We start from the raw sequence: 13,198 nt of genomic DNA, 5'->3' as shown, positions 1-13,198 counted from the left end.
AGTGGAGATTACGCCCGGAAATCTTGAGTGGAAGGATGCTTACAAATTATTAGTTGGTTCAATTTTGCCTCGACCGATTGCTTTGATCACAACAATTGACGAGAACGGAGTAGGTAATGCTGCACCTTTCAGTTTTTTTACAGCGGTTTGTGCGGATCCTATGCTAATTTGCTTCTCGCCTATGAGAAGAGGGACAGATGGGAAGAAAAAAGATACACTTGCAAATATTGAAGCAACGAAGGAATTTGTTATTAATATCGTTAGTGAAGAGTGGACAGAGAAAATGAATAGATGTGCGACTGAGTATTCAGCGGATATTGATGAATTAGAAAGAGCTGGTCTGACAAAGGAACTCAGCCAAACAGTGAAGCCGCCTCGTGTGAAAGAGTCAAAAGTTCACCTGGAATGCTCTCTTTATCAAGTGCTTCATTTTGGAGAGCAGGCTGGAGCTGGAAGCTTAGTTATTGGAAAAGTAGAGCATGTTCATGTGGCAGATGAGCTATATGAAAATGGCAGAATCGATTCTATGAATCTGAAACCAGTGGGACGCATGGCTGGACAAATGTATACGAAGCCACTAGCAGATATGTTTGAATTAGTCAGAAAAACGGAGTGATGCTATGAAATTTGTAACCTTTCAAAAAAAGGACGGAGCATTAAGGGCGGGCTGGATCAAAAATGATCGCTATGTTGTTGATATGTATGAATCATCAAATGGGATTTTGCCAAAAGATATGCTGTCATTTCTAGAAAACCATAAATTTTTTATGAAATATATCTCTACTGAACAGCAACTTCTTACAACCAGCAAGGGCGTTTATTTGCTTGAAGAAATTGAACTAAAAGCACCACTGCCAAATCCGAAAAGTTTTCGTGACTTTTATGCTTTTGAAGAGCATGTGAAGACAGCAAGAGAAAATCGAGGTTTAGAAATGATTCCTGAGTGGTACGACATTCCAGTGTTTTACTTTTCGAATCATTTGGCAATGAAAGGGCCAGATGAAATCATTTCGCGCCCCATAAATTGTGAATGGCTTGACTATGAATTGGAAATTGCTTGTGTGATAGGGAAAGAAGGCAAAGATATTAAAGCAGAAAATGCGGATGAATATATTTTTGGCTATTGCATTCTGAATGATTGGAGTGCAAGAGATATCCAGAGAAAAGAAATGAAGGTGGGACTTGGACCAGCAAAAGGGAAGGATTTCGCTACATCGATCGGCCCCTTTCTATTAACAAAGGATGAATTGGAAGAATACCGTGTAGAGAATAGTTTTGATTTAACCATGCGAGCAAAGATAAATGGAGTTCTCTTATCAGAGGGAAATCTGAAGGAAATCTATTATTCATTTGAAGAAATGATTGAACGGGCTTCACAAGGGGTTACTTTATATCCAGGGGAGATTATTGGATCTGGAACCGTTGGAAGCGGCTGTATTTTGGAGCTTGGAACAGATGTGCATCGCTGGCTAGAGCCGGGGGATGAGGTTGAATTAGAAATTACTGCCTTAGGACAGTTGAGGAATAGGATAAGTTGAAGAGCGTTGTTAGGATTTAATTAAGATTAAAAGTGAGTAGGTGGGGAAATGTTTTATCGCCAAATGGGAAGAATTCCGCATAAACGCCATACGGTATTTAAGAAGGCAGATGGCAGTCTATTCCGGGAGCAAGTTATGGGCACGAAGGGCTTCTCTGGATCACAATCAATTTTATACCATCATTATATGCCAACAGAGGTCATACGGACGGAATTAATTGGTAAGTACTTACCAGAATATGAAGAACTAGGGCCATTAAAGCACCGTCACTTGATGACAAATAATGTGGAGAAAAAGGGGGATGCACTGAAGGCACGGGAATATTTATTAGGAAATGAAGATTTATTGATTGGAACGGCTTCGATAAATGAACCAATGCAAAGCTTCTATCGTAATGGGGATGGTGATGAACTTATCTTTATCCATTACGGTACTGGACGGATAGAGACAATGTTTGGAACAATTACCTATCGACCTGGTGATTACGTTGTGATCCCAATCGGAACGATTTACCGGCTGATTCCCAATAATAGTGAATTGACGAAAGTATTATTCGTTGAATCTTTTAGCCAGTTAACGACTCCAAAGAGATATCGAAATGAATACGGGCAGCTTTTGGAGCATAGTCCATTTTGTGAGCGAGATATTCGGGGACCAGAGAAATTAGAAACCTTTGATGAAAAAGGGGAATTTGAGGTCATTACAAAAACAAGAGGCTATCTCCATTCCCATGTGTTAAACCACCATCCCTTTGATGTAGAAGGATGGGATGGGTATTTATATCCATGGGTATTTAATATAGAAGATTTTGAACCAATTACAGGGAGAGTTCATCAACCTCCACCTGTTCATCAAACATTTGAAGGGCATAATTTTGTCATTTGTTCCTTTGTTCCTAGGTTGTTTGATTATCATCCAGAGGCAATTCCAGCACCATATACACATAGTAATGTGAACAGTGATGAGCTCCTTTATTATGTGGAAGGCAACTTCATGAGCAGAAAAGGAATTAATCTTGAATCAATTACCTTGCATCCGAGCGGAATTCCTCATGGGCCACACCCTGGAACAACTGAAGCAAGTATTGGCAAGAAAGAAACGCTGGAGCTTGCTGTTATGATAGATACGTTCAGGCCATTAAAAATTGCTAAGCAGGCAAAAAAGATCGAGGATGAAAAGTATATGTATACATGGGTATAATAACTAGCAAAAAGAGCCTATTTGAAATAGGCTCTTTTGTTCATTTTAAATCATCATCATTACTCATTATGCCATATTGTAGCAAGTGTTCCTTCACCTGAATGTGCGGCAATTGTAGAGCTTATTTCACCAATAAAAATATCTAGTTTAGGGAAAAGAGCTTTAATTTCTACTCCTAGTTCCTTCGCTTTATCATACACATTTCCATGTAAAATTTGCACTTGAGAAATCGAGTGTTTTTTATATGATTCACCTAATAGTTCTAACATGCGCTTGATTGCCTTTTTCTCAGAACGTACTTTATCAAAAAGCTCAAACTCACCACTATTATTAATTCTAATAATCGGTTTTATTTTTAAGAGACTGCCAAGTAAATAGGCGGTTCCTGACATTCTTCCACCTTTGTAAAATTGATCAAGGCTTCCTAGTAATATATAGTTCTCAGATTTAGCAGCATCTTCCTGAAGGAATTTAGCAATCTCTTGACCAGACATTCCTTTCTCACTTAGGTCCATGCCTTTCATGATTAATGTTGTTATGGCATAAGACATTGATTTGGAATCAACAGCTTCAACTGGAAAATCAGCCAGTTCAGCTCCGGAAAGACAGCTATTAATTGTCCCACTTAACTTTCCAGAAATATGCACAGCAACAGCAGAATCATATTCACCCTTTAACCGTTCAAAGAGCTCAGCAAAACGCCCTGCAGATGGCTGTGAGGTTTTGGGAATTTCTTTTGATGCACCAATGCGGCTATATAATTGTTCTGTATTTAAATCGATCCCGTCTTCAAACGTTTCGTCCCCAAATGTAATGGATAATGGGATAACATAAACATCAGGATGCTTTTTCAATTCATCTGTAATATAGGCAGTACTGTCAGTAATCCAGGCAATCTTCTTTACAGTCATAAAATAGTTAGTCCTTTATAAATATTTACCCGCTAAAAGGTTTGCCAATAAAAGAAAGATACATAAGTTCTTTTATTAATAATCGCGTATTGCATATTTGTCCGGGCTTTTTTTATTATACACCATTGTAATCGTTTGCACGAGTCTTATTCAATGTTCATTCATTCGTCACATTTATAAGGGAATTTATGAAATTAATAAAGTAATCCATTTTTACTTTTTACAAGATTTTTTCTCATAAAAAAACAAATGCGCAAGCGCCTTGATCACCCCCGACAAGCACAAGACGAGCCTCACGGAAAGGTGTCCTTTACCTTTCTGGGAGGATTGGCTTGTGACCTCGAGGGGGTAGGCGCTGGAGCTGGATGCAGACAAACTTGTCGCAAAGTTATCCACAACATTCAAATTTATAATTTCCTAGATAACGAAAAAAGAAGAGATCCATTGTAATTTCAACGGATCCCTTCCTTATATACTATCAATCTATTACTTTACTTCCTGCGTTACTTTCAATCCAAGTCCCTCAGCAATACGAGTACCAAACTCAGGATCAGCCTTATAGAAGTGCTGGATTTGGCGGAGTTTAATATCTTCTCTTTCCACCGGCTTCATTGCTCCCACAATATTTGCAACCGTGCGAGCACGTTCTTCTTCAGACATTAAGCGGTATAAGTCACCAGGTTGTGTGTAATGATCGTTGTGATCATACGCTACACTTTCAGCTACACCTGATACTGCATATGCAGCTTGTTTATGTTCTGGCACTTCAGTTGGACCACCAAAGCTGTTTGGCTCGTAATAGACAGAACCCCCGCCATTGTTATCAAAGCGCATTTGACCATCACGCTGATAGTTTTTCACTTCATTCTTCGGACGGTTGATAGGAAGTGCCTGATGGTTCGCGCCAACACGATAGCGATGTGCATCATGATAGGCAAATAAGCGGCCTTGCAGCATTTTATCAGGTGATACATCAATTCCTGGTACAAGTGTCCCAGGGGAGAAGGTTGCTTGTTCAACCTCAGCGAAATAATTCTCAGGATTTCTATTTAAGACCATTTTCCCTACTTCAATTAATGGGTAGTCTTTATGTGACCAAATTTTTGTTACATCGAATGGATCGAAACGATAAGTGTTTGCATCCTCTAAAGGCATGATTTGAACTTTTAAAGTCCAAGATGGGTGGTTACCTTCTTCAATTGCATTGAATAAATCTTCTGTATGATAATCAGGATTTTCACCAGCAAGCTTAGCCGCTAGACTAACATCCATATTTTTCACACCTTGATCAGCGATAAAGTGATATTTCACCCATACGCCATCGCCATCTTTGTTTGTCCATTTAAAGGTATGGCTGCCATAACCGTTCATATGTCTTAAAGTTGCAGGGATGCCGCGATCACCCATTAAATATGTGACTTGGTGTAAAGATTCAGGCGATAAGCTCCAGAAATCCCAAATAGCAGTAGGATTTTTTAAGTGTGTTTTTGGATCTCTTTTTTGTGTATGAATAAAGTCAGGGAATTTAATGGCATCACGAATGAAGAAAATTGGTGTGTTGTTTCCTACTAAATCGTAATTTCCTTCTTCAGTATAAAATTTTACCGCAAATCCGCGTGGGTCACGGACCGTATCAGCAGAACCAAGCTCACCAGCAACAGTAGAGAAGCGGATAAACATTGGTGTGCGTTTGCCTATTTCAGATAAAAAGTCTGCTTTCGTATATTTTGTAAGGTCGTTTGTTACTTCAAAATACCCATGTGCACCAGCACCTTTTGCATGAACAACACGCTCAGGAACACGCTCGCGGTTGAAGTGAGCTAATTTCTCTAGTAAATGTACATCTTGAATTAATGAAGGACCGCGAGAACCGGCAGTCATTGAGTTCTGGTTGTCCCCAACAGGAGCTCCCCAGCTTGTTGTAAGATTATTATTAGTAGTCATTAAACATTCACCCCATATAATTAAATTTATTTGCTTCCTGAATAAAATGATAACACTTCTCAACAAAAAATCAATACTTATTTATAATTAATATAAATAAAAAATTAATATAATAAAATAATAAATAGAAATTGAGGAAATACCATAGTAAGTGAGAAAAATATGTAATGAAGAAACTTAAAACAAAGGGATGTCCTAAAAAGTGACAGTAGTATATTTGTATGAAAAGGATTTAAAAAAAGAACAATTTTTAATAAAGACCTTTCAGTACTAATTCAAGCTTAAGACTTTATATTCCTGCATGATATTGGATAGAATTTTACAATTTAGTGTCCTTTAATTTTTTTTGGCAAATTGGTACTTTTTAAATAAAGTGAGCAAACTAGAACAAGGATGAAATGATTTAGAAAAAGATCTCAAATATGTCCTCGCAGTATGTACAAAGAATAAAAATATGTTAAAGTAATATGTAAGAATCCTTTACATAACAAGGTTATTAATGTCTTTCTGAGGAATACAAGTGTATTTCGTAAGGTGACAAGAAGTGAGAATATATCAAACTGGGGGATTTAATTATGTCAAGTAAAATGTTAGATGCATTTTTAAAAGAAAACCTAGAAGATTTAAAGGACAAGGGTTTATACAATGTGATTGACCCGTTAGAAAGTCCAAATGGTCCAGTTATCAAAATCAATGGAAGGGAACTAATTAATCTTTCTTCCAATAACTATTTAGGGCTGGCAACAAATGAGCGGTTAAAAAAAGCGGCAGCTGAAGCAATTAGCAAGTATGGCGTTGGAGCTGGTGCTGTTCGTACAATCAATGGAACATTAGATATTCACATTAAGCTTGAAGAAAAATTAGCGGAGTTCAAACATACGGAGGCAGCGATTGCCTATCAATCAGGCTTTAATTGTAATATGGCAGCAATTTCGGCTGTTATGGATAAAAATGATGCGATCCTTTCAGATGAATTAAATCATGCATCGATCATCGATGGCTGCCGTCTGTCTAAAGCGAAGATTATCCGTGTGAAACATGCTGATATGGAAGATTTGCGCACAAGGGCAAGGGAAGCAAAGGAATCAGGACTTTATAATAAAATTATGGTCATAACTGATGGTGTTTTCTCAATGGATGGAGATATTGCAAAACTTCCAGAAATTGTTGAAATTGCTGAAGAATTTGACCTTATCACGTATGTAGATGATGCACATGGTTCTGGCGTATTAGGTGATGGAGCTGGAACGGTTAAGCATTTCGGATTATCTGACAAAATTGATTTTCAAATTGGTACACTTTCTAAGGCAATCGGTGTAGTTGGCGGTTATGTAGCCGGGAAGAAAGAGCTAATTGATTGGCTGAAAGTTCGCAGCAGACCATTCCTTTTCTCTACGGCATTAACACCAGCAGATGTGGTTGCTAGTACGAAAGCCATTGAATTATTAATGGAAAGCACGGAGCTAAATGAGAAGCTTTGGGAAAATGCCAATTATTTAAAAGCCGGCCTAGAGAAATTAGGATTTGATATCGGTAATAGTGAAACACCAATTACTCCTTGTATTATTGGGGATGAAGTGAAGACACAAGAATTTAGCAAAAAGCTAAATGAAGAAGGCGTCTATGCAAAATCAATCGTTTTTCCAACGGTTTCAAAAGGAACAGGTCGAGTAAGAAATATGCCATCTGCAGCACATACAAAAGAAATGCTTGATAATGCTCTCGCCATTTATGAAAAAGTCGGGAAGGAAATGGGTATCATTTAAGATCCCATTTTTGAGACAGAGAGTTTTTTGAATAGGGAAGAGATGGAGGAATAGTATGAAAAAGATTTTTATTACAGGTGCTCTAGGGCAAATTGGTTCCGAGTTAACGATGAAGCTAAGAAATATATATGGAAATGATAATGTTATTGCGACAGATATTCGAAAAAATGATTCAGAAGCTGCTGAATCAGGCCCATTTGAAGTTGTTGATGTGACTGACTCGAAAACAATGATTGAAACAGCTAGAAAATATAATGTCGATACAGTTATTCATATGGCAGCATTACTCTCTGCAACAGCGGAAGCCAATCCTGTATTTGCCTGGAATTTAAATATGGGCGGACTGATGAATGCATTAGAAACAGCTCGTGAGTTAAATTGCCAATTCTTCACTCCTAGCTCAATTGGGGCATTTGGACCTTCTACACCAAAGGATAATACACCCCAGGATACGATTCAACGTCCAACGACAATGTATGGGGTGAATAAAGTTGCTGGCGAATTACTAGCGGATTATTATTACCATAAATTTGGTGTTGATACGAGAGGATTAAGATTCCCTGGGTTAATTTCTTATGTTACTCCTCCTGGTGGGGGAACAACTGATTATGCGGTGGAAATTTACTATGAAGCAATTAAGAATCAACGTTATACTTCATATATTGGTAAAGGAACCTATATGGACATGATGTATATGCCTGATGCGTTAAATGCAATTGTGGAATTAATGGAAGCTGATGCCTCTCAATTATTACACAGAAATTCATTTAATGTGACGGCAATGAGCTTTGACCCAGAGGGGATTGCGGCAGAAATCCGCAAACATATTCCAACCTTTGAAATGAGCTATGAAGTAGATCCAGTCCGTCAGAAGATTGCTGACAGTTGGCCGAATTCGATTGATGCCACAGCTGCGAAGGAAGAATGGGGCTTTAAGGCTGAATACGATTTGGCAAAAATGACTGCTGATATGTTAGCAAAGTTAGGTAAGTAAAGACAAAGCAAAAAGGAAAATACACGACATTTCACTTCGGAAATCTCGTGTATTTTTTTATTGGTAATACCCATGCTTTTCACTTTGCTATTTTTCGGATTGACTGATAATATATTCTGCTATCTCAGTGAATTTTTTACCACCATTGCTCTGATCACAAGCTGACCAACGAAATTCACGCTTTCCTCCGTTAATGTGTACTATTAGAAAATAATTCATCGATTCTTTAGAATCACATGTAGTCTCAAAATCCTTATCAGCTAAGTAATTTGCAAACACTAATCTTTTATACACTTCTTGCTTCACATTTGCTGCCAGGATAAAATCACTTATTACTTTTGTTTCATCTGCACTGATTACTTTTTTTGTCGTGTTTGTTTTTGTATTAACTTCGTTTTCTAGGTTCACTCCGTACTTTAGCTCAAACTCAAATAGATCCTGTTGACTCATGTTGTAGCTAATATTTAAGATTTCTTCATTCCCGGAAGCTCCACCGTTACAGCCGACAGCAATATAGGAGGTGTTAGTAGGCGTTACTTCCTCAATCATATTACTACAGCTATTAGTTCTTATTTCCCCACTTCCAAATGCATCTCGGGTGGTATCATCCTTCACCTCAAGTGATTCTCCGTTATAGGTTAAATCTGTAACAATTGGATCTCCTTCAATTGTGTAATGAACAATTCGTAAATTAGAAGGAATACCATTTTTCAAGTTGTCATAGAAGCTTTGCATTCTTTCTAACCCTTCAATGCTTCCATGAGTATTTAGGACATCTACATTTTTTACCCCCTTTACATAAGGTTTGGTGCTATCTTTAACCGCTGACAGTGGTTCACCGTTGGAACTGGTGCCATTACTATCGCTATCATTTGTACTACAGGCAGCAATTGCGAAAATTAACGTGAATAAGAGTATGTATATGATTTTCTTCATCAGTTTCTCACATCCATTCTTAAGATTTGCACATAAATTAGGTAAAAAGAATAATCCATTCGCTTCTTTCTTTATTATTTTTAAATTTGGAAATGGGGATCCTTACTAAATAGACGTTTGTATGAAAAAAAGGTTGCGATGTTAGAAATTATTTGAGAGGACTAAGTGTATATACACCAGAAGGATATTTAGAATATACAGTTTTTCTTTTAATAGGAGTCAAGTTGTTACGAAAAAAATAAGCTTGAGGACAGATTCCTCAAGCTTACATGGATCATTCATATGGTAATTCCTTTTTCTATGTGCTAAATGGCAGTGATTAGCTTCCATTTATATATGAATGTGAAAATACTTTTCAAGCAACTTGATTTTTTCATCTTCCGTTACATCCCATTTTACCTTTTGCCCATTTTTCGTTTGAGTAACGTTTAAGCCAGATAAGGTTATACGTCCATCCTCAGTCGCAATTGTGACAATATCACCATGGGTGAAAGTAGAATCTGGTGAAGTTTGATTATATAGACATCCTTCATCAAAATCCTTAATACTCTTAACATCGTTTGTAAAACGATAGAGAGTCTTCCAATGATTTTCATCATCAAATCGCTGTAAATCATAGGATTCTTGCTCAGTTTGAGCCACCCGATACGTCCCGCTCACATCAATCCGTTCCTCTCCAGTTAAGGGAACTGGCTGGCGAACAGAGTCACCGAAGCCAACGTCGACAAGATAGGGCTGATCTAAGTTTACGATAATTGCAGCATGTGTATCGGCTTTTGCCCAACCTTCAAGCTTTTTCACGGTGCAAGCTATTAGGTGAGAACGATAACCTAGTTTTGTTAAGAGCTGTTGGAATAGCCCGTTAAGCTCGTAACAAAATCCTCCACGCCCATTTCCCATGACTTTTTCATAAAAGCGATCGGTAATTAATTTAATTTCGACTTTACGTGTGACATCTAAATTTTCAAATGGAATGTTTTCCATATGATTTTTCTGGAGTTTTGCTAAGTATTCTAATGTTAATTGCTCTTCCTTTTCAACTGAAATGCGTTTTAAGTATGCCTGCACATCCATAAAAACACCTTCACTTTCTCGCAGATTAACGGGCTGTAAGATCCCTACTTCAGGAATGGATAGAACTGAAAATTCTAAGTGGGGGATCAACAGCCCGTAAATGCCCGACGACGGACAGGATGTCCTAGTCAGGCGAAAGCCACAGGACGTGGCGTTTCTGAGCGTGATTAGTTCAACTAACAATCAGTGGGGGAAAGGAACTCCCCCACTGATTGAAGTTTCACTTTATCAAATAAATGAGTTTTTCCTGCTTCTCGATTACTCGCCCAATAATTGTTGATCTTTTCAGCCCGGCATTATGCAATTGCTGTACATATTGAGCCGCTTCCTCTTCTTCCATAGAAACTAGCAATCCTCCTGAAGTAATGGCATCGCATAGAATATATTGTTCATCGAGAGAAACTGATCCATAGTCTACTTCGTCCTCAAGCCATTTATGGTTTGCTTTTGAACCTCCTGGTATAACACCTTTCACAGCTAGTTCGTATGTACCATCAAGTACCGGGACATGATTATAGTTAATCTCGAAGCTTATGTTACTTCCGCGCGCCATTTCACTTCCATGACCAAGTAGTCCAAAGCCAGTCACATCGGTTACTGCATGGGGTGTGAAGGAGGTCAAAATTTCAGCAGCCGTTTTATTAAGTGAAGCCATTGTTTCGGTTACTTCTGTTTCTTGTTCTGTGGTAACGGCTCCACGCTTAATACCGGTTGTCATAATTCCAACACCAATTGGCTTTGTTAGGACAAGTACATCCCCCGGTTTGGCGCCAACATTTTTCCAAACATGGTTTGGATGAACAATACCAGTGACAGAAAGACCAAATTTAGGCTCCTGATCATCAACTGAATGTCCTCCTACCGTGATTGCACCAGCTTCTTTCACTTTATCTCCTGCACCTCTTAGTATTTCTGCTAACATATCAGGTCCTAGTTTTTTAACAGGATACCCTACAATATTTAGTACTGTTTTTGGTTGTCCTCCCATCGCATAAACATCACTTAGTGCATTGGCAGCTGCAATTTGGCCAAACATATATGGATCATCGACAATAGGTGTGAAATAGTCGATCGTTTGTATTAAGGCGATTGAATCAGTTAATTGGTATACACCAGCATCATCGCTTGTTTCGTGTCCAACAAGTAATTCTGGCACAGGCTCTTGTTTCGGCAATAGTCGCAAAACTTGCGACAAGTCCTCAGGACCAATTTTGCAGCCTCAGCCAGCTTTTGTTGACAATGAAGTCAAGCGGATTTTTTCTTGTTCGCTCATCATACCACCTCCATTCAACAGTATACATCTATTGAATAATAAAATCACTTGATTGGAATCTATCATTTGTGGAAAACTAACATTTGTACTACAATGGTGTAAAATTATGAATATTACACGTGGAGGTCAAAATAAATGAAAACCTACGAAGTGAAAATTGAATTCTGCATGCAATGCAACTATGCGCCAAAAGCTGCGAGTTTTGCGGAAGAGCTATTTACTCATTTTCGTTCCAATATAACTAAAATGGAGTTAATCCCAGGCTCAAGTGGAGAATTCGAAGTGACTGTGAACGGAGAGAAGATTTACTCCAAGGATGAAATAGGTTTATTTCCAAAGTCACAGGACATAATTGAAAAGATGCAAGAATAGAAGTTCAATTCCTCTTTATGAGAAGATTTTAACTGGCTTAAATATAGGTGTTTTTTAAAAATAACCCTCCATAAGAGCTCATTTATGGAGGGTTAACTACATTAATCATTCTTGTTCACGGCATTTCTAATTTTTTTATCTTTAGCAGCGGCATTGCTTCCATCCTAATTCACCACGCAGACAGGATTAGTTCCTCGGTTTCACCTCATGAAAATAAGGAGAAAGATAGCTTTTTAATACATTCACACTATTTTGAAACAATTGCTGTTCATCTTTATTTAATTTCAGCTCAATAATTTCGCGGATTCCATTTCGATTTAATACTGCTGGAACACCGATATAGACATGATCTTCGCCATATTGCCCATCCAAATGAGCAGATACAGTTAAGATGGAGTTTTCATTGCTGAAGATGGCCTTTGTTATTCGAGCCAATCCCATGGCAATGCCATAATAGGTTGCTCCTTTGCTTTTTATAATCTGATAGGCAGCATCCCGTACATTGATAAAAATATTATCTAAATCTTCTTTTTTGTATTTATCATATCTTTCGATAAATGTCATAATCGGCAGAGAGCCGATATAGGCAGAGCTATAAACGGGCAGCTCGCTATCACCATGTTCACCAATGATATAAGCATGCACATTGCTCGGTGCAATATTAAAGTACTCACCTAACGAAAAACGAAAACGAGCAGTATCTAAGATGGTTCCTGAACCAATTACACGTTCCTTTGGAAGACCGCAATATCTCCAAGTTGCATAGGTTAAGATATCCACGGGGTTCGTTGCAACAAGGAAAATTCCATCAAAACCGCTAGCCATTACGTGTTCAACAATTTCTTTGAAAATTTTTAAGTTTTTATCCACTAAATCAAGGCGTGTTTCGCCAGGTTTCTGATTCGCTCCGGCACAGATAACAACTAAGTCTGCATTTTTGCAATCATTGTAAGTACCAAATCTGATATGTGTTGGATTATTGGTAAATGCCTTTCCGTGATTTAAATCGATAACATCTCCTTTTGCTTTGTCTTCATTTAAATCAATCATGATTAATTCATTGACAATGCCTTGATTCATTAGTGCAAAAGCATAGCTTGATCCTACAAATCCGGTACCAATAAGCGCGACACGACTAACACGATCGCCAATTTCAATATACATACTTATCAACTCCTATAATTTTCGTG

12 protein-coding genes are annotated in these 13,198 nt (G+C 38.0%); 6 read left to right on the top strand and 6 right to left on the bottom strand.

The features are described from left to right. The first annotated feature begins 1 nt into the window (after position 1). From ACFYKT_RS01290 to ACFYKT_RS01280, 3 genes are read left to right on the top strand one after another with little or no spacing between them, the layout of a single operon-like run. Positions 2-616 (top strand): flavin reductase family protein, encoded by a 615-nt coding sequence (locus ACFYKT_RS01290; protein ID WP_389214314.1) that lies wholly within the window; start codon positions 2-4, stop codon positions 614-616. A 4-nt stretch (positions 617-620) separates the two neighbouring features. Further along, a complete protein-coding gene (locus ACFYKT_RS01285) occupies positions 621-1,538 on the top strand; it encodes a fumarylacetoacetate hydrolase family protein (RefSeq protein WP_389214311.1) in 918 nt (305 codons plus the stop codon). Between the two features lie 48 nt (positions 1,539-1,586). After that, the gene (locus ACFYKT_RS01280; RefSeq protein ID WP_389214309.1) at positions 1,587-2,738 is read left to right on the top strand and encodes a homogentisate 1,2-dioxygenase; all 1,152 of its coding nucleotides are present in this window, start codon (positions 1,587-1,589) and stop codon (positions 2,736-2,738) included. Between the two features lie 59 nt (positions 2,739-2,797). Here the strand turns inward: ACFYKT_RS01280 and ACFYKT_RS01275 are convergent, their stop codons facing one another. Then, positions 2,798-3,649, bottom strand: coding sequence for a DegV family protein (locus ACFYKT_RS01275; protein ID WP_389214306.1), 852 nt, complete (start codon positions 3,647-3,649; stop codon positions 2,798-2,800). 486 nt (positions 3,650-4,135) lie between these two features. Further along, positions 4,136-5,593 carry a catalase KatA gene (gene katA / locus ACFYKT_RS01270; RefSeq protein ID WP_389214303.1) on the bottom strand — a complete coding sequence of 486 codons (1,458 nt, stop codon included), beginning with the start codon at positions 5,591-5,593 and terminating at the stop codon, positions 4,136-4,138. Positions 5,594-6,168: 575 nt separating this feature from the next. On the opposite strand from katA, the gene ACFYKT_RS01265 reads away from it, so the two are divergent. Both ACFYKT_RS01265 and ACFYKT_RS01260 read left to right on the top strand, forming a co-directional pair. Next, positions 6,169-7,359 carry a glycine C-acetyltransferase gene (locus ACFYKT_RS01265; protein ID WP_389214300.1) on the top strand — a complete coding sequence of 397 codons (1,191 nt, stop codon included), beginning with the start codon at positions 6,169-6,171 and terminating at the stop codon, positions 7,357-7,359. A 55-nt stretch (positions 7,360-7,414) separates the two neighbouring features. Continuing rightward, a complete protein-coding gene (locus ACFYKT_RS01260; RefSeq protein ID WP_389214297.1) occupies positions 7,415-8,353 on the top strand; it encodes an L-threonine 3-dehydrogenase in 939 nt (312 codons plus the stop codon). An 87-nt stretch (positions 8,354-8,440) separates the two neighbouring features. Here the strand turns inward: ACFYKT_RS01260 and ACFYKT_RS01255 are convergent, their stop codons facing one another. The 3 genes from ACFYKT_RS01255 to selD all read right to left on the bottom strand — a co-directional run bounded on the left by ACFYKT_RS01255 (position 8,441) and on the right by selD (position 11,636). Then, positions 8,441-9,289, bottom strand: a complete 849-nt coding sequence (locus ACFYKT_RS01255; protein ID WP_389214294.1) for a DUF4362 domain-containing protein — start codon at positions 9,287-9,289, stop codon at positions 8,441-8,443. A 330-nt stretch (positions 9,290-9,619) separates the two neighbouring features. Next, positions 9,620-10,363, bottom strand: coding sequence for an arylamine N-acetyltransferase family protein (locus ACFYKT_RS01250; RefSeq protein WP_389214291.1), 744 nt, complete (start codon positions 10,361-10,363; stop codon positions 9,620-9,622). 220 nt (positions 10,364-10,583) lie between these two features. Continuing rightward, the gene (gene selD, locus ACFYKT_RS01245) at positions 10,584-11,636 is read right to left on the bottom strand and encodes a selenide, water dikinase SelD (protein ID WP_389214288.1); all 1,053 of its coding nucleotides are present in this window, start codon (positions 11,634-11,636) and stop codon (positions 10,584-10,586) included. 135 nt (positions 11,637-11,771) lie between these two features. Here selD and ACFYKT_RS01240 point away from each other — a divergent pair, with 135 nt between their 5' ends. Next, the gene (locus ACFYKT_RS01240; RefSeq protein ID WP_389214286.1) at positions 11,772-12,008 is read left to right on the top strand and encodes an Rdx family protein; all 237 of its coding nucleotides are present in this window, start codon (positions 11,772-11,774) and stop codon (positions 12,006-12,008) included. A gap of 186 nt (positions 12,009-12,194) precedes the next feature. Here the strand turns inward: ACFYKT_RS01240 and ACFYKT_RS01235 are convergent, their stop codons facing one another. Further along, the gene (locus tag ACFYKT_RS01235; RefSeq protein ID WP_389214283.1) at positions 12,195-13,172 is read right to left on the bottom strand and encodes an L-lactate dehydrogenase; all 978 of its coding nucleotides are present in this window, start codon (positions 13,170-13,172) and stop codon (positions 12,195-12,197) included. Between the last annotated feature and the right edge of the window lie 26 nt (positions 13,173-13,198).

This window comes from Cytobacillus mangrovibacter (assembly GCF_042865275.1).
GTDB classification, from domain to species: domain Bacteria; phylum Bacillota; class Bacilli; order Bacillales; family Cytobacillaceae; genus Cytobacillus; species Cytobacillus mangrovibacter.
This window is presented reverse-complemented; position numbering and strand designations above follow the sequence as displayed.

What these genes read in the sequence shown, in the direction of transcription:
- ACFYKT_RS01240 (WP_389214286.1), top strand. Translation starts at nt 11,772, where the DNA reads ATGAAAACCTACGAAGTGAAAATTGAATTCTGCATGCAATGCAACTAT.
- ACFYKT_RS01280 (WP_389214309.1), top strand. Translation starts at nt 1,587, where the DNA reads ATGTTTTATCGCCAAATGGGAAGAATTCCGCATAAACGCCATACGGTA.
- ACFYKT_RS01260 (WP_389214297.1), top strand. Translation starts at nt 7,415, where the DNA reads ATGAAAAAGATTTTTATTACAGGTGCTCTAGGGCAAATTGGTTCCGAG.
- ACFYKT_RS01265 (WP_389214300.1), top strand. Translation starts at nt 6,169, where the DNA reads ATGTCAAGTAAAATGTTAGATGCATTTTTAAAAGAAAACCTAGAAGAT.
- ACFYKT_RS01250 (WP_389214291.1), bottom strand. Translation starts at nt 10,363, where the DNA reads ATGGATGTGCAGGCATACTTAAAACGCATTTCAGTTGAAAAGGAAGAG.
- ACFYKT_RS01285 (WP_389214311.1), top strand. Translation starts at nt 621, where the DNA reads ATGAAATTTGTAACCTTTCAAAAAAAGGACGGAGCATTAAGGGCGGGC.
- ACFYKT_RS01235 (WP_389214283.1), bottom strand. Translation starts at nt 13,172, where the DNA reads ATGTATATTGAAATTGGCGATCGTGTTAGTCGTGTCGCGCTTATTGGT.
- ACFYKT_RS01275 (WP_389214306.1), bottom strand. Translation starts at nt 3,649, where the DNA reads ATGACTGTAAAGAAGATTGCCTGGATTACTGACAGTACTGCCTATATT.
- ACFYKT_RS01255 (WP_389214294.1), bottom strand. Translation starts at nt 9,289, where the DNA reads ATGAAGAAAATCATATACATACTCTTATTCACGTTAATTTTCGCAATT.
- katA (WP_389214303.1), bottom strand. Translation starts at nt 5,593, where the DNA reads ATGACTACTAATAATAATCTTACAACAAGCTGGGGAGCTCCTGTTGGG.